Source organism: Thalassobius vesicularis (assembly GCF_004799325.1).
GTDB lineage: Bacteria > Pseudomonadota > Alphaproteobacteria > Rhodobacterales > Rhodobacteraceae > Thalassobius > Thalassobius vesicularis.
This window is the reverse complement of record NZ_SSMD01000006.1, coordinates 104,213-119,029: the sequence shown is the minus strand read 5'-3', so window position 1 is coordinate 119,029 and position 14,817 is coordinate 104,213. Positions and strand designations below refer to the sequence as shown.

Genomic DNA, 14,817 nt, shown 5'->3' with positions numbered 1-14,817 from the left:
GCGCGATGGATCTTCTGGCACTTGTGGAATGGGTGGGTGAATCCTACACCGCCGCCCTTTTGGGTCTGGCGACAGGCATCATTTTCGGCGTCTCGGCGCAACGCTCGCAGTTCTGCCTGCGCGCCGCGACCGTGCAATTCGCACGGGGCGAGATGGGCGACAAGGTCGCCGTCTGGTTCCTGACCTTCTCGACCGCCGTGGTCTGGGTGCAAAGCGCCCAACTGCTGGGCCTGTTCAACGCCGCCGACGCGCGGCAGATGGCCATTCCCGGCAGCTGGTCGGGTGCCATCATCGGCGGGCTGATCTTTGGCGTGGGCATGGTCTTGGCGCGCGGCTGTTCCGGCCGCCTGCTGGTTCTGGCCGCGACAGGCAACCTGCGCTCGGTCGTGTCCGGACTGATTTTCGCCGTCGTCGCACAAATGAGCCTGTCCGGCATCCTGTCGGATTTCCGCAACTCGGTGGCATCCCTGTGGGTGACCGAAGGCGGGCGCAACCTGGACCTGATCGCCTTTTTCGGCCTGCCGGAATGGGGCGGGCTGGCCATCGGCATCATCTTTGCCGTGCTGGCGCTGGTGCTGTCGTGGAAGAACAAGATCTCGGTGAGCCGCCTGATCTTTGGCGCGGGCGTCGGCTTTGCCGTGGCTGTGGGCTGGGTCAGCACCTTCGCACTGTCGCAGATCGCCTTTGACCCGGTGACCGTCGAAAGCGTCACCTTCTCGGGCCCGTCGGCGCACACTCTGATGTTCTTTCTGGACCGCAACGAGATCCTGCAATTCTCGGTCGGTCTGGTGCCGGGTGTCGTGGTCGGCTCGTTCACCTCGTCCTTCCTGCGCGGAGAGTTCAAGTTCCAGGGCTTTTCGGACGAATCCAATATGCGCCGCTCGATGACCGGGGCCGTGCTGATGGGCTTTGGCGCCATGCTGGCCGGCGGTTGCGCGATCGGGGCCGGTGTGACCGGCGGGTCGGTCTTTGCCGGCACCGCGTGGCTGGCGCTGTTCTGCATGTGGGTCGGCGCGATGACCACCGACATCCTGCTGGACCAGCGCGGGATGCGCTCGAAAGCGGCCTGAGGCGGCTAGCCCAGAAACGCGGCGACCTCGGCGGCGATCCGGGGCGCTTGCAGGCTGATCTCTTTCAACTGGCCGTTCGGCACCGTGTGATACGAGCAAAACCACAGCCCCGGCGCCATCTGCCGGGCTGACTCCAGCGGCCGCCCGCTATCGTCCAGCAGCCCCGGCATATCCCCGAACATCGGCCGCAGATCGACGCCGTATCCCGTCGCCATCAGGATCGCGTCATAGGCCCCGGTACTGCCATCGACGAACGTCACCGAGTTGCCGTCCAATCGCTCGATCCCCGGCCGCACGGTAATCTTGCCCGCCTTGATCATGCCCAGCGTGCCCAGATCAATCAGCGGAATGCGCCCGTCCTCGCGCACCTGAGCGTTCGGCCCCTTGGGGGATTTCTGCAGCCCGTATTGCGCGTAATCCCCGATCTTGGCCCGCAGGATCGGCGCGGTCAGCACGTCCACCACCCGATAGGGAAAGATCTTCTGCAACAGGGCAAAGTTGCCGATGGGCTGGCCGAACAGCTCTTTCGGCAGCAGGTTCACGGGGCTGCGCACCACCATGTCCACCTGTCGCCCGTCTTCGGCCAGATCCATCGCCAGCTCGCCGCCCGAGTTGCCAAAGCCGATCACCAGCACCCGCTGTCCCGGCAGGTCCGCCGGACGCCGATAGTCGCGCGTGTGCAATACTGGGCCGGGAAACCCGTCCAGCCCGGGCCAGTCGCCGTATCGGGGCACCTCGCTGACGCCGGTTGCGGGGATCACCGCGCGCGTTTCGATCTGCTGCCCGCCCGCCGTCACGCGCCAGCCGCCCGCGATCTGCTCGACCTTCTCGACCGCGCAGTTCAGGCGTGGGGACAGGCCGAAATGCTGAGCATAGTCCTCTGGGTACTCCACCACCTGCTGGCGCGGGATATAGCGCGGGGCCGAGGCCGGATAGGGCCGCATCGGCAACCCCGAGCGCCGCTTGTCCGTGTGCAGATGCAGCCGGTCATAGTGCCGCCGCCACGCGCTGCCGATGGTCGCCTCGCGCTCCAGGATCAGTGGCTCCAGCCCTTGCGCCTTTAAACACGCGCCCAAGGCCAGCCCAGCCGGCCCCGCTCCGATCACCACCACATCCTGCATTGCACCCCTCCCCGAGTTCGAGGCCATTCAATCAGTAAAACGTCTGCGGGTCTATATCGACGCTGATCCGGGTCTGGGGCCCGGGCCGGAACTGCGCCAGCCACCGCGCCAGCGCCGCCTGCAACGGCGCGCCCTTGTCGGCCTTCACCAAAAGGCGCACCCGGTGCCGCCCCCGGATGCGGGCAATCGGCGCGGGGGCCGGGCCGAACACCTGCGCCCCGATCTGCCGCAGCGGCCCATCACGCCGGGCCATGTCGTTGCCCAGATCGAACACCTCTTGCACATCCGTGGACGACAGCACGATCCCCGCCATCCGCCCGAACGGGGGCACGCTGGCGTGGCGACGCTCATCCGCCTCGGCCTGCCAAAAGCCCTCCTCGTCCCCTGCCAGAATGGCGCGGATCACCGGGTGTTCGGGCTGATAGGTCTGCAACAGCGCCAGCCCCTTGCGCTCGGACCGCCCCGCGCGCCCCGCCACCTGCCGCATCAGCTGGAACGTCCGTTCCGCCGCCCGCAGGTCTGACCCTTGCAGCCCCAGATCCGCGTCAATCACCCCCACCAGCGTCAGCAGCGGAAAGTTGTGCCCCTTGGCCACCAGCTGCGTGCCGATGATGATGTCCGCACCGCCATCGGCAATCGCCTTGATCTGCGCCTTCAGCGCCCGGGCCGAGCCGAACATGTCCGAGCTCAGCGTCACCACCCGCGCCTCGGGGAACAGCGCCGTCGCCTCTTCGGCCAGACGTTCCACACCGGGGCCGACCGGGGCCAGGCGCCCTTCGACCCCGCAACTGGGACAGGTCTCTGGCATGGGTTTCGTCTCGCCGCATTGGTGGCAGACCAGACGTTTCAGGAACCGGTGCTCCACCATCCGCGCGTCGCAATGGTCACAGCCGATCTGGTGCCCGCAGGCCCGGCAGATCGTGATCGGCGCATAGCCGCGGCGGTTGATGAACAGCAGCGCCTGCTCGCCTTTTTCGACCCGCGCATTCACCTCGCGCTGCAACGCGCCGGAAATCCAGCGGTCCGAGGGCAGTTGTTCACCGCGCATATCAATCGCCCGCATCTCGGGCAGCACCGCCTCGCCGTAGCGGCTGGTCAGGGTCAGCTTGTCGTATTTACCCGCCTCGGCATTGGTCCAGCTTTCCAAGGACGGCGTGGCCGAGGCCAGCACCACGCGCGCCCCGCAGATACTGGCCCGCAGCACCGCCATATCGCGGGCATTATACAGCACCCCGTCCTCTTGCTTGTACGAGGTGTCGTGCTCTTCATCGACAACGATCAGGCCCAGGTTCTGAAACGGCAGGAACAGGGCCGAGCGCGCGCCGATCACCATCTGCGCCCCGCCCTCGCCGACCATTTTCCAGATGCGGCGGCGTTCGGTCATCGTCACGCCCGAGTGCCACTCGGCCGGTTTCGCCCCGAACCGCGCCTCGACCCGCGTCAGGAATTCAGCGGTCAGCGCGATCTCGGGCAGCAGCACCAGCGCCTGCCGCCCCGCGCGCAGGCATTCGGCGACGGCCTCCAGATACACCTCGGTCTTGCCCGAGCCGGTCACCCCGCGCAGCAAGGTCGTTCCATAGCTGCCCGAGCGGACCGAGGCCCGCAAAACGCCAGCCGCCTCCGCCTGATCCTCGGTCAGCTCCTTGCCGCCATAGTCGGGGTCCAGCCGCTGGAACGGCGTGTCGCGCGGGCGGTCTTCCTCCAAAACCGCGCCCAGCTTGACCAGCCCCTTAACGACGCTGGTGGTCACCCCCGCCGTCTCGGCCAGCTCGCTCAGCGTGAAGGCCAGCCCGCCGTAATCGCGCAGCACCTCCAGCACCCGCGTGCGCGCGTCGGTCATCCGGTCCGGTTCGGCCCCGCCCAGCCGGTACACTTTCTGCATGGACGGAGGATCGCTCAGCCCCGGGGCCCGCGTCGCCAGCCGCAGCATCGCGGACATCGGCGTCAGCGTGTAATCCCCGGCTTTGGTCAGGAAAATCTGCATCTCTTCGCGCATAGGCGCCACGTCCAGCACCCGGATCACGCTGCGGATTTTGCTGCGGTCGTAATCCCCCTTGCCCGGCCCCCAGACCACGCCCAGCACCTTGCGCGGGCCCAGCGGCACCTCGACAAAGGCACCGGCCCGGCAGCCCCCTTCGGGTGCCTTGTAGTCCAGAACACGATCCAGCGGCTGCGTGGTCAGCACGCCCACCAGTTCGCCCTCGTGATAGAATTCCGCCTGCGTCACATGTCCCCCGGTGAAAAGGGTTTCGGGATCATCCCCATTGGGGTAAAGCCTGACCAAGCAAAGTCCAACCCTACTTGAGGCACCCGAAATGAAATTCTTCGTTGATACCGCCGAGATCGACGCCATCGCCGAGCTGAACGAGCTGGGCATGGTCGACGGCGTGACCACCAACCCCTCGCTGATCAAGAAATCCGGCCGCGACATCCTGGAAGTGACCAAGGAAATCTGTGATCTGGTCGCCGGCCCCGTCTCGGCCGAGGTCACCGCCGTCGAGGCCGACCAGATGATCGCCGAAGGCCGCAAGCTGGCCAAGATCGCGGAAAACATCGCCGTCAAGGTGCCGCTGACCTGGGACGGCCTGAAGGCCTGCAAGGTGCTGACCGACGAGGGCACGATGGTCAACGTCACCCTGTGCTTCAGCGCCAATCAGGCCCTGCTGGCCGCCAAGGCCGGTGCCACCTTCATCAGCCCGTTCATCGGCCGCCTGGACGACATCGCGCTGGATGGCATGGACCTGATCGAGGACATCCGCGTGGTCTATGACAACTACGGTTTCGAAACCCAGATCCTGGCGGCCTCGATCCGCTCTGTGAACCACGTTCTGGACTGCGCCCGCATCGGCGCCGACGTGATGACCGCCCCGCCGAACGTCATCAAGGCGCTGGCCAGCCACCCGCTGACCGACAAGGGCCTGGCCACCTTCCTGGACGACATCAAGGCCGCGAATATCAAGATCCTCTGATCGGCGCCCCCGCGCCGGTTTGCAAAAAACATAAGGCAATGCCGGGACATATTTGTTATGGTCCCGGCAAAAGACCAAGAGGCAGACATGAGCACCACCCCCGTTCTGGACGCAAACCTGCGTCAGAAGATCATTTCCGAACCGGATGTGATTCTGGACGACAAAGACCTGATGCGGGCCCTTGTCGCGGCCAATGAACGGGCGATGGGCAACAACATCATCGACCTGCGCGGCATCGCGATGGAACGGCTCGAGGCGCGCCTTGACCGGCTGGAGGACACCCACCGCAGCGTCATCGCGGCGGCCTACGAAAACCTTGCCGGGACCAACCAGATCCACCGCGCCATCCTGCGCATGATGGAGCCGCTGAACTTCGAGAGCTTCCTGCGCGATCTTGGCGGCCCCGTGGCCGAGGTGCTGCGCGTCGACAGCATCAAGCTGGTTCTGGAAACCGCCCAGACCGACGAAGACCCGGTTCTGAAACGCCTCGGCGGTGTGCTGACCGTCGCCCGTGCCGGGTTCGTCGACGACTACATCACTGCTGGCCGCAACGCCCCGGTCCGCCCCGTCACCCTGCGCCAGGTCCACGAAGGCGACCTGCGCGTCTATGGAGAGGATGCCGGCTTCGTCCGCTCCGAGGCCTGCCTGAAGCTGGATTTCGGCCCCAACCGCCTGCCCGGCATGTTGGTCTTGGCCTCCGAAGACCCGCACCAGTTCAGCCCGCAGCAGGCCACCGACCTTCTGGCCTTTTTCGCCGGCGTGTTCGAGCGCACGATGCGCCGCTGGCTGGCATGATCCAGATCTCTCCAGCCGCGCGGGATGCCCTGCAAACCTGGCTGGAGGGGTTGAGCGCGCTGCGCGACGCCTCGGACAACACGCTGGACGCCTATCGCCGCGACGTGGCCGAGTTCCTGTCCTTCATCACCGCCCACAAGGGCGAACCACAGGGCCTGAAGGCGTTGGAGCGTGTCACCGTCTCGGACATGCGCGCGTGGATGGCCCACACCCGCAGCACCGGGATCGCGTCACGCTCGCTTGCCCGTAAACTCTCGTCCGTAAAGAGTTTTTTCCGTTGGCTGGCCGAGCGTGAGGGCTTTGACCCCTCCGCCGTTCTGTCCACCCGCTCGCCGAAATTCCACCGCAAACTGCCCCGCCCGCTGGACGAGGACGCCGCCCGCGCGATGATCGACACGGTCTCGCTTCAGTCGCCCAGCGACTGGATCGCGGCGCGGGATATGGCCGTGGTGACGCTGCTTTACGGCTGCGGTCTACGGATATCCGAGGCGCTGGGACTGATGGGCCGCGACCTGCCCCTGCGCGACAGCCTGCGCATCCTTGGCAAGGGCGGCAAGGAGCGGATCGTCCCCCTGATCCCCGCCGCGCGTCAGTCGGTGGAACACTACGCGCAGCTTTGCCCGTGGGATCTGTCGCCCGACCAGCCGCTGTTTCGCGGGGCACGGGGCGGCAAGCTCAGCCCGCGGATCATCCAACAGGTGATGGAGAAATCCCGCATGCAGCTGGGCCTTCCCGCGACTGCCACGCCACACGCGATGCGGCACAGTTTCGCCACGCATCTGCTGAACGCGGGCGGCGATTTGCGCGCGATTCAGGAACTGCTGGGCCATGCGTCGCTCTCGACCACTCAGGCGTATACGGCGGTGGACTTGGAGCGCCTTTTGGACGTATACGACAGAACCCATCCCAAGGCATCATAACCCCATCGCACAGGGGAACACATGAATTTTACAAATGAATCCAAGGCGCTAAGCGTCCATCTGTTGACCGCGACCGGGGCCGTTTTCGCCATGCTGGCGATGCTGGCGGCGGTCGAGGAAAAGTGGAGCCTGATGTTCCTGTGGCTGGTCGTGGCCTTTGCCGTGGACGGGCTGGATGGCCCGCTGGCGCGCCGCTATCACGTCAAACATTACGCCGCGCGCTTTGACGGGGTGCTGCTGGACCTGATCATCGACTACCTGACCTATGTCTTCATCCCGGCCTTTGCGCTGTTCAAATCCGGCCTGTTGCCGGGCTGGACGGGCTGGTTCGCGATCATCATCATCACCTTTGCCAGCGCCATGTATTTTGCGGACAACCGCATGAAAACCAAGGATAATTCCTTTAACGGTTTTCCCGGTTGCTGGAACATGCTGGTGCTGGTCCTGTTCGCGCTGCACCCGAATTTCTGGATCATTCTGGGGCTGGTCTCGGTGCTGGCGGTGGCGATGTTCCTGCCGCTGAAGTTCATCCACCCGGTTCGGACGGAACGCTGGCGCACGCTGTCGCTGCCGATGGCGCTGGCCTGGACCTTCTTTGCCGGATGGGCCGCATGGGTCGATTTCCACCCCGAAAGCTGGGCGCATTGGGGGCTGGTTCTGACCTCGGTCTACCTGCTGGGCGTGGGCATCGCGCAGCAGCTGATCCCGCTAAGGGACTGATCCGTTCCGGGGGTTTTGTGGGGTTTGGCCCGCAAACCACAGGGATTGCCTGACGCTCAGATCAGCAGCCCGGCCGCGCCCTCGTGGCGCAAGAGCCAGACCTTGGTTTCGACCCCGCCAAGGCCGGAAAATCCGCCCAGACCCGAGGCGCCAAGCACCCGGTGACACGGGATCAGGATCGGCAACGGGTTGCCGCCGCAGCCCTGCCCGATCGCCTGCGCGGTCACGCCCAGATCGCGGGCGAGGTCGCCATAGGTGCGGGTGAGGCCGAAGGGGATGGCGCTGATCGCGTCACACACTTGCTGTTGGAATGCCGAGGCGTTGACCCGCAGCGGCAGATCGAACGCCTGCCGGGTGCCGGCGAAATACTCGGCCAGTTGCCCCGCCGCGCGGTCCAACAGCGCCGAGTGATCCGCCCCGCCCGTCCCCCATTCGCAACGGACAATCGCGCCGTCCTGTTCGGTCAGCGTAACGGGGCCTGTGGGGGTGTCGACGGTCAGGGATGTCATGCCGTCACAGGAACGCAAAACGGCCCCGCGATCAAGCGGAGCCGTTTCGTTTGGGTCAGGCGATGTTAGCCCAGGGCCTCGTCGCAGCGTTTGCAGGTGCCTGCGTGGCTGTGGGTGCCGACGTCGGGCAGGATTTTCCAGCAACGCTGGCATTTCTCGCCTTCGGCCTTTTCGAACACCACGCCGACGCCTTCGATCTCGGGCAGGCGGAACGCCTCGGCCGGGATCGGGTCGGCGGTCAGCGACAGGCCCGAGGTGATGCAGATGTCGTCGAAATGCACGGTCTTCAGCGCGGCCAGCATGGCCTCGTTGCGGATGTGCACGACGGGGGCGGCCTCCAGCGAGGCGCCGATCACCTTGTCGGTACGCTGGATTTCCAGCGCCGCCGTCACCACGCGACGGGCGCGACGGACCTCGGCCCATTTGGCGGCCAGCGGTTCGTTCAGCCAATCGGCGGGGGTGTCGGGGATGTCCTGCAGGTGGACCGAGCTGTCGTCGCCCGGGAACCGCTCCAGCCAGACCTCTTCCATGGTGAAGACCAGGATCGGGGCCAGCCAGGTGGTCAGGCGGTGGAACAGGATGTCCAGCACGGTGCGCGCGGCGTTGGCGCGCAGGGTGTCGCCGTCGCAGTACAGCACGTCCTTGCGGATGTCGAAGTAGAAGGCCGACAGATCCACCGTGGCAAAGTTGAACACGGCCGAGAACACGCCCTGGAAGTCGAACGCCTTGTAACCAGCGCGGACCTTGTGATCCAGTTCGGCCAGACGGTGCAGGACCCAGCGTTCCAGCTCGGGCATGTCGGCGGGCGCGACGCGCTGCGATTCCTCGAACTGCGCCAGCGAGCCCAGCATGAAGCGCATGGTGTTGCGCAGGCGGCGATAGCTGTCGGCGGTGCCTTTCAGGATTTCCGGCCCGATCCGCTGGTCGGTGCTGTAATCGGTCTGGGCCACCCACAGGCGCAGGATGTCGGCGCCGTATTGCTTCACCACTTCCTCGGGGACGATGGTGTTGCCCAGCGATTTGGACATCTTGTTGCCCTTCTCGTCCAGGGTAAAGCCATGCGTCACCACGTTGCGATAGGGCGCGCGGCCCTTGGTGCCGCAGGCCTGCAGCAGCGAGGAATGGAACCAGCCGCGGTGCTGGTCGGTGCCTTCCATGTAGACGTCGGCGATGCCGTCGGCGGTGCCGTCAGCGCGATCCCGCAGCACGAAGGCGTGGGTCGAACCGGAGTCGAACCACACGTCCAGCACGTCAAAGACCTGCTCGTACTCGTCCGCATTATAGCCCTCAAGGAAGCGCTCCTTCGCGCCCTCGGCGTACCAGGCATCCGCGCCGTCGGCCTCGAACGCGGCCTTGATGCGGGCGTTCACTTCGGCGTCGCGCAGCAAGAAGCCCTCGTCGGTCGGCAGCAGGCCCTTTTTCACGAAGCAGGTCAGCGGCACGCCCCAGGCGCGCTGGCGCGACAGCACCCAGTCGGGGCGCGCTTCGATCATCGAGAACAGGCGGTTGCGGCCCGATTGCGGGGTGAACTTGACCAGCTGATCGATCGAGGTCAGCGCCCGCTGGCGGATCGTCTCGCCATAGGTGTTGTCCCCGCCCGCCGGCTTGTCGATGGCGGCGAACCATTGCGGCGTGTTGCGGAAGATCACCGGCGCCTTCGAGCGCCACGAATGCGGGTACGAGTGCGTCACGCGGCCCCGCGCGATGATCCCGCCTGCCTCGACCAGCTTGTCGATGACGGCGGCGTTGGCCTTGCCTTCCTTGCCCTTGGTGTCGAACACCTGCAGGCCCGCAAAGAACGGCACATGGGGCAGGAACTCGGATTCCTCGCCCACGTTGTGGGTCATCCGGTCCATCCAGTTGCGCTTGACGAAGCAGTCATAGTCGTCGGCACCGTGGCTGGGCGCGGTGTGCACGAAACCCGTGCCCGCATCGTCGGTGACGTGATCGCCGTCGATCATCGGCACTTCGTAATCCCAGAAGCCATCGGCCCCGGCGATGCCGTTGAACGGGTGCTTCAGCGCCATGCCGTCAAATTCATCCGGCGACACATCGCGGACGCGGGTGAACTTGGTGACGCGCGACTTGCCCAAGGCATCCTCGGCCAGCGCATCGGCGAACAGGTACAGGTCGCCGGGGTTGGTCCAGCTTTCGTCCTGCGTCTCGTCCACGCGGTACAGGCCATAGGCGATCTTGGGGTTATAGGCGACGGCCTTGTTCGAGGGGATCGTCCACGGGGTCGTCGTCCAGATCACCACGCGGGCATCCGCCAGATCCCCACCCGAGGCCACCGAGAACGGCACCCAGATCGTGTGGGACTTGTGGTCGTGATACTCGATCTCGGCCTCGGCCAGCGCGGTCTTTTCGACCGGCGACCACATCACGGGCTTCGAACCCTGATACAGCGTGCCGTTCATCAGGAACTTCATGAACTCGTCCGCGATGACCGCCTCGGCGTGGTAATCCATCGTCAGGTACGGGTCATCCCAGTTGCCGGTGATGCCAAGGCGCTTGAACTCGGCGCGCTGGATGTCCACCCATTTCTCGGCAAAGGCGCGGCATTCGCGGCGGAAGGTCACCACGTCCACCTCGTCCTTGTTCTTGCCCTTGGCGCGGTACTGCTCCTCGATCTTCCACTCGATCGGCAGGCCGTGGCAGTCCCAGCCGGGGACATAGCGCGAATCGTGGCCCATCATCTGATGGGACCGCACGATCATGTCCTTGATGGTCTTGTTCAGCGCGTGGCCGATATGCAAGTGGCCGTTGGCATACGGAGGGCCATCATGCAGCGTGAACGGCGTGCGGGTGCCGCCCTCGGCCTTGGCGCGCAGGCGGCCGTAGATGTCCATGTCTTCCCAGCGCTTCAGCCAGTCGGGCTCGCGCTTGGGCAGTCCCGCGCGCATCGGGAAATCGGTCTGGGGCAGGTTCAGCGTGTCTTTGTAGTCAGGAGTGTCGGCGCACATCGTGGGCGTCCTTCGGATAATCGTGGTCTGTCAGGGATTGGGGGCGGCGCGGAAACCCATACGCCTTGTCCCGGCGGCTCTGGCTCAGAGCGCCGGGCATGTAATTCGAAGAATGATCGCCAGATGATGCGTCATGGCCCGCGTTATAGGCCCGCGCGCGAAGGGCGACAAGCGAACAATGCGCGGCGCTTTGGCATCTGGCACGGGCCGGCGCCGCGCCCTACATCAAAGGCACAAAGACCGGAGGCCCCATGTCCGCCCTGCCCCCCAAATTCGACATTACCCGCGACGAAATTGCCCGCGTCGTCCACGCGTTCTACGCGATGGTGCGCGACCATCCGGGCCTTGGACCGGTCTTCGCCGCCCATGTCACCGACTGGCCCAAACACGAGGAAAAGATCATCCGCTTCTGGGCCAACGCGATCCTGTACGAGCGCGACTACTCCGGCAACCCGATGGCCGCCCACCAGGACGCCGGCAACGTCCGCCCCGGCATGTTCGCGCCCTGGCTGGGCCTGTTCGACCTTGTGCTGCGGATGGAACTGCGCCCGGACCAAGCCGCCGCCTGGTCCGAACTCGCCCACCGCATCGGCCGCTCCCTGCGCGCAGGCGTGGTCGAGAAAGTCCACGGCGCCGACGGCATCCCGCGCCTGTTCTGAACGGAAACGTCGCATGGGGGCTCTGCCCCCAAACCCCCGGGATATTTTCAAAAAGAAGAAGACAAGGGCGCGGCGTATCCCTTCTTCTTTTTACAAATATCCCGGGGTGAGGCCGCAGGCCGAGGGGCAGCGCCCCTCATTCCTGACCGAAAAGCCCCGTGAGCGCGCGCCGGACCAGGGCGGTGACAGACGGGCGTTTGCCGCGGGAAAACGGTAGGGGGCGGCAGACCTCGATCGCGGCGACGCCGACGCGGGCGGTGAGGGCGCCGTTGACCACGCCTTCACCGAAGCGGCGAGAGAGTTTGGATAGCAGCCCCCCGCCTGCCAGCGAGCCGATCAGGTCGTCGCCCACGGCCACGGCGCCGGTGGCGACAAGGTGGGTCATAACTGCGCGGGTCAGGCGCCAGCTGCCAAGGGTGCCAGCGCGGCCGCCGTAGACTTCGGCCACGCGGCGGATCATCCGCAGGTTCGAGGTCAGCGCTGCGAAGACGTCCGCCAGCGCCAGCGGAACGATTGCCGTCACCGTGGCGACCTGGCGGGCGGCCGCTTCGACTTCGCGCAGGGCGGCTTGATCGAGGGGGGCTAGCAGCTCGGCCTCGGCCAGTTCCAGCAGGGCGTCGGCGTCGAATTGGTCGTCCTTGCGCTCGGTGAAGTTGGCGCGGGCCCAGTCCAGTTCGGGGCGCGCGGCATAGAGCGCCAGCAGGCGGGATGTCACGTCGCGCGCCTTGGGCAGGCTGGCTTCGGCCTTGGCCTCGGTCGCGGCGCGATGCAGGCGGTCCAGACGCGACAGGCGGGCAAAGGCAGCCAGCTCGCGCAGTGCGGCGATCAGCATCACCAGCACGAAGGCGGCGATCAGCGCCGTCACGGCCCAGCCGAGGATCGGCATACGCGAAATCAGCCCGGTGGCGAAATCCCATGCGGCGACAGAGACCACCGCGCCCAGCAGCGACAGGCCCAGGCCCCAGGCCCATTTTGCCAGCCCCGAACCGCGCGCAGGCCGTGCCGCCAGCGTCACCGCCCGTTGCATGGCAGCGCCGGTGGGGCGGTCGACGTCGGGCACCGGCGGGGCGGTATCCGGCCCCTCGGCCATCGGGGCGTGGTCGAGGTCGATCAGGATCGGGCCTTTGCTCATGCCGCGCCCTCTTTCTGCCAGACCAGTTGCACGTCGGGCAGGCCTTCGTCATTGCCCTCGCCCGCCGTGTGGACGGTTTCGCGGAAGCCCTGCGCCAGATAGAAGGCGCGGGCCATGTGGTTGCTTTGCAGGGTCCACAGCTCCAGCCGCGGGCTGTCTTCCATCGCGTCGCGCAGCAGTTGGCGGCCGATGCCCATGCCCTGCGCGCGCGGATGGACGTAAAGCGCATGGACGCGCACCCCGTCGCGCACGATGAAGCCCAGCATCCCCTTGTCGTCGCGCAAAAACCGCACCCAGCCGCGGATCGTGACCTGCGCCATCAACTGCGCATCGGTCAGCCAGGGGCGGCTGACCTCGCCTTCGGCGCGGGTGTGCAGCCACAGGATGGTCAGCAGGAATGGCACGTGCCAAGGGCGGGCGGGACGCGGGGTCATAGCCGATCCCCGATCAGGAATTGCGCGGCCCGGTCCAGCCGGATATGCGGCGGCCCCTCGCCCGGTTTCAGCGACAAGGGCGCGGGGGCGAAAGACATGATGCGGTAGTCGGAATCGAGCCATTTTTCCTCTCCGGCGCGGGCGGGCGACAGCAGGCGGGCGGGGTCTTCGGGCAGGGCACCGGGGTAGAAGGCAGCGCGTTTGCCGGTCTCCAGCAGGGTGCCGCGCACCACGTCCAGAGGGGTGCCGTCGTGGGTCAGCGTGTCCTCGGTCGTGGCGCGCAGGGACGCAATCGCCAGGGCCGAGGTCTTGGCCCCCGCGAAATCGGCCCGATCGCGGGCGTCGCGGGTCAGCGCCTCCATGATGGCGGTCAGGCGGGGGTGCTGGGTGTGGTGCAGGTGGTCGGCCTTGGTGGCAGCGAACAGGATCTTTTCCACCCGTTTGCCCAGCAGCAGCCGGGTCAGCCAGGCGTTGCGACCGGGGCGAAAGGCGGACAGGATATCGGCCATAGCGCGGCGCAGATCCTCGACCGCTTGGGGGCCGTTATGAATGGCCCCCAGCGCATCGACCAGCACCACCTGCCGGTCGATCCGGGCGAAATGGTCGCGGAAGAACGGCTTGACCACGCGGGATTTGTAAGCGTCGAACCGGCGCTCCATCTCGCGCCGCAGGCTACCGCGTTTCGAAGCCCCCTCCATCGGTGCAAAGGTCAGCACGGGGCTGCCCGCCAGATCGCCCGGCAGCAGGAACCGCCCCGGCGTGCAATCGGAAAAGCCAGCCGCCCGCGCGGCCGTCAGATAGGCGGTAAAGCCCTGCGCCAGCGCCTGCGCGGTGGGCTCGTCATGCGGCGCATCGCCATCGGTGGCGCCCAGTTGAGCCAGATACTCGGCGGCCTGCGCGCGCTTAGCGATCCGCTCCAAAGTGTCGGCGGACCACTCGGCATAGGTCTTGTCCAGCAGGCCCAGATCCAGCAGCCACTCACCGGGGTAATCCACGATGTCCAGATGGATCGTGCGCGGCCCCGACAGACCCGACAACAGCCCCTTGGGGCGCACCTTCAGCGACAGGCGCAGCTCGCTGACCGTGCGGGTGGAATCGGGCCAGTGCGGCGCGGGGTTGGTCAGCGCGGACAGGTGATTTTCATAGTCAAAGCGCGCGATCGTGTCGTCGGGCTGGGGCTGCAGATAGGCCGCCTCGATCCGCCCCTCGGACGCGGCCAAAAGCCCCGGCATCCGGCCCCGATCCAGAAGATTGGCCACCAGCGAGGTAATGAACACCGTCTTGCCCGAGCGCGCCAACCCGGTCACGCCCAGCCGGATCACCGGCTCGAAAAACGCCTCCGATATGCTGTCGCCGATGGATTCGACGCCGCGCGTCAGCCCATCGGCCAGATCGGTCAGTCCCACACCCAGACACCCTTTGCCATTCCGTCCCCCCAAAGATAGGCACCATCACCGCCGGGGGGAAGCATTGCCGATCATAGCGTGAAAATTTGTTCAAAACTCGGCATTTGCGCAAATTGCGC

At 66.2% G+C, this 14,817-nt stretch carries 13 protein-coding genes; 6 read left to right on the top strand and 7 right to left on the bottom strand.

Features of this window, described 5'->3' with window-relative positions; all coding sequences use genetic code 11:
• The first annotated feature begins 5 nt into the window (after positions 1 to 5).
• The gene (locus tag E7681_RS13300; RefSeq protein WP_136339794.1) at positions 6 to 1,070 is read left to right on the top strand and encodes a YeeE/YedE family protein; all 1,065 of its coding nucleotides are present in this window, start codon (positions 6 to 8) and stop codon (positions 1,068 to 1,070) included.
• Between the two features lie 5 nt (positions 1,071 to 1,075).
• On the opposite strand, the gene E7681_RS13295 is transcribed toward E7681_RS13300, so the two are convergent.
• Together E7681_RS13295 and E7681_RS13290 are read right to left on the bottom strand one after the other, a co-directional pair.
• On the bottom strand, positions 1,076 to 2,191 hold the full coding sequence (locus E7681_RS13295; RefSeq protein WP_168733208.1) for a flavin-containing monooxygenase: 1,116 nt from the start codon (positions 2,189 to 2,191) through the stop codon (positions 1,076 to 1,078).
• A gap of 31 nt (positions 2,192 to 2,222) precedes the next feature.
• Positions 2,223 to 4,418 (bottom strand): primosomal protein N', encoded by a 2,196-nt coding sequence (locus E7681_RS13290; protein ID WP_246032482.1) that lies wholly within the window; start codon positions 4,416 to 4,418, stop codon positions 2,223 to 2,225.
• 88 nt (positions 4,419 to 4,506) lie between these two features.
• Between E7681_RS13290 and fsa the strand changes: the two genes are divergently transcribed.
• From fsa to E7681_RS13270, 4 genes are all read left to right on the top strand, one after another.
• On the top strand, positions 4,507 to 5,160 hold the full coding sequence (gene fsa, locus E7681_RS13285; protein ID WP_136339792.1) for a fructose-6-phosphate aldolase: 654 nt from the start codon (positions 4,507 to 4,509) through the stop codon (positions 5,158 to 5,160).
• 87 nt (positions 5,161 to 5,247) lie between these two features.
• On the top strand, positions 5,248 to 5,955 hold the full coding sequence (locus E7681_RS13280) for a DUF484 family protein (RefSeq protein ID WP_136339791.1): 708 nt from the start codon (positions 5,248 to 5,250) through the stop codon (positions 5,953 to 5,955).
• On the top strand, positions 5,952 to 6,875 hold the full coding sequence (locus E7681_RS13275; protein ID WP_136339790.1) for a tyrosine recombinase XerC: 924 nt from the start codon (positions 5,952 to 5,954) through the stop codon (positions 6,873 to 6,875). Before E7681_RS13280 ends, E7681_RS13275 begins: the two co-directional genes overlap by 4 nt.
• 21 nt (positions 6,876 to 6,896) lie before the next feature.
• The gene (locus tag E7681_RS13270; protein WP_136339789.1) at positions 6,897 to 7,595 is read left to right on the top strand and encodes a CDP-alcohol phosphatidyltransferase family protein; all 699 of its coding nucleotides are present in this window, start codon (positions 6,897 to 6,899) and stop codon (positions 7,593 to 7,595) included.
• Between the two features lie 56 nt (positions 7,596 to 7,651).
• Here E7681_RS13270 and E7681_RS13265 read toward each other — a convergent pair whose 3' ends face one another.
• Both E7681_RS13265 and ileS read right to left on the bottom strand, forming a co-directional pair.
• A complete protein-coding gene (locus E7681_RS13265) occupies positions 7,652 to 8,104 on the bottom strand; it encodes a methylated-DNA--[protein]-cysteine S-methyltransferase (RefSeq protein WP_136339788.1) in 453 nt (150 codons plus the stop codon).
• 65 nt (positions 8,105 to 8,169) lie between these two features.
• A complete protein-coding gene (gene ileS, locus E7681_RS13260) occupies positions 8,170 to 11,067 on the bottom strand; it encodes an isoleucine--tRNA ligase (protein WP_136339787.1) in 2,898 nt (965 codons plus the stop codon).
• 251 nt (positions 11,068 to 11,318) lie between these two features.
• Here ileS and E7681_RS13255 point away from each other — a divergent pair, with 251 nt between their 5' ends.
• Positions 11,319 to 11,726 carry a group III truncated hemoglobin gene (locus E7681_RS13255; protein ID WP_136339786.1) on the top strand — a complete coding sequence of 136 codons (408 nt, stop codon included), beginning with the start codon at positions 11,319 to 11,321 and terminating at the stop codon, positions 11,724 to 11,726.
• 136 nt (positions 11,727 to 11,862) lie between these two features.
• On the opposite strand, the gene E7681_RS13250 is transcribed toward E7681_RS13255, so the two are convergent.
• From E7681_RS13250 to E7681_RS13240, 3 genes are read right to left on the bottom strand one after another with little or no spacing between them, the layout of a single operon-like run.
• Positions 11,863 to 12,858 (bottom strand): YcjF family protein, encoded by a 996-nt coding sequence (locus E7681_RS13250; RefSeq protein WP_136339785.1) that lies wholly within the window; start codon positions 12,856 to 12,858, stop codon positions 11,863 to 11,865.
• Positions 12,855 to 13,292, bottom strand: a complete 438-nt coding sequence (locus E7681_RS13245; protein ID WP_136339784.1) for a GNAT family N-acetyltransferase — start codon at positions 13,290 to 13,292, stop codon at positions 12,855 to 12,857. The genes E7681_RS13250 and E7681_RS13245 overlap by 4 nt, the downstream gene beginning before the upstream one ends.
• Positions 13,289 to 14,698: a YcjX family GTP-binding protein gene (locus E7681_RS13240; RefSeq protein WP_136339783.1), complete on the bottom strand. Its 1,410-nt coding sequence runs from the start codon at positions 14,696 to 14,698 to the stop codon at positions 13,289 to 13,291. The genes E7681_RS13245 and E7681_RS13240 overlap by 4 nt, the downstream gene beginning before the upstream one ends.
• Positions 14,699 to 14,817: the final 119 nt, after the last annotated feature.

Bases quoted from the DNA above. Each gene is read 5' to 3' on its own strand.
- E7681_RS13255 (WP_136339786.1), top strand. From the start codon at position 11,319: ATGTCCGCCCTGCCCCCCAAATTCGACATTACCCGCGACGAAATTGCC.
- E7681_RS13245 (WP_136339784.1), bottom strand. From the start codon at position 13,292: ATGACCCCGCGTCCCGCCCGCCCTTGGCACGTGCCATTCCTGCTGACC.
- E7681_RS13280 (WP_136339791.1), top strand. From the start codon at position 5,248: ATGAGCACCACCCCCGTTCTGGACGCAAACCTGCGTCAGAAGATCATT.
- E7681_RS13300 (WP_136339794.1), top strand. From the start codon at position 6: ATGGATCTTCTGGCACTTGTGGAATGGGTGGGTGAATCCTACACCGCC.
- ileS (WP_136339787.1), bottom strand. From the start codon at position 11,067: ATGTGCGCCGACACTCCTGACTACAAAGACACGCTGAACCTGCCCCAG.
- fsa (WP_136339792.1), top strand. From the start codon at position 4,507: ATGAAATTCTTCGTTGATACCGCCGAGATCGACGCCATCGCCGAGCTG.
- E7681_RS13265 (WP_136339788.1), bottom strand. From the start codon at position 8,104: ATGACATCCCTGACCGTCGACACCCCCACAGGCCCCGTTACGCTGACC.
- E7681_RS13270 (WP_136339789.1), top strand. From the start codon at position 6,897: ATGAATTTTACAAATGAATCCAAGGCGCTAAGCGTCCATCTGTTGACC.
- E7681_RS13295 (WP_168733208.1), bottom strand. From the start codon at position 2,191: ATGCAGGATGTGGTGGTGATCGGAGCGGGGCCGGCTGGGCTGGCCTTG.
- E7681_RS13250 (WP_136339785.1), bottom strand. From the start codon at position 12,858: ATGAGCAAAGGCCCGATCCTGATCGACCTCGACCACGCCCCGATGGCC.
- E7681_RS13275 (WP_136339790.1), top strand. From the start codon at position 5,952: ATGATCCAGATCTCTCCAGCCGCGCGGGATGCCCTGCAAACCTGGCTG.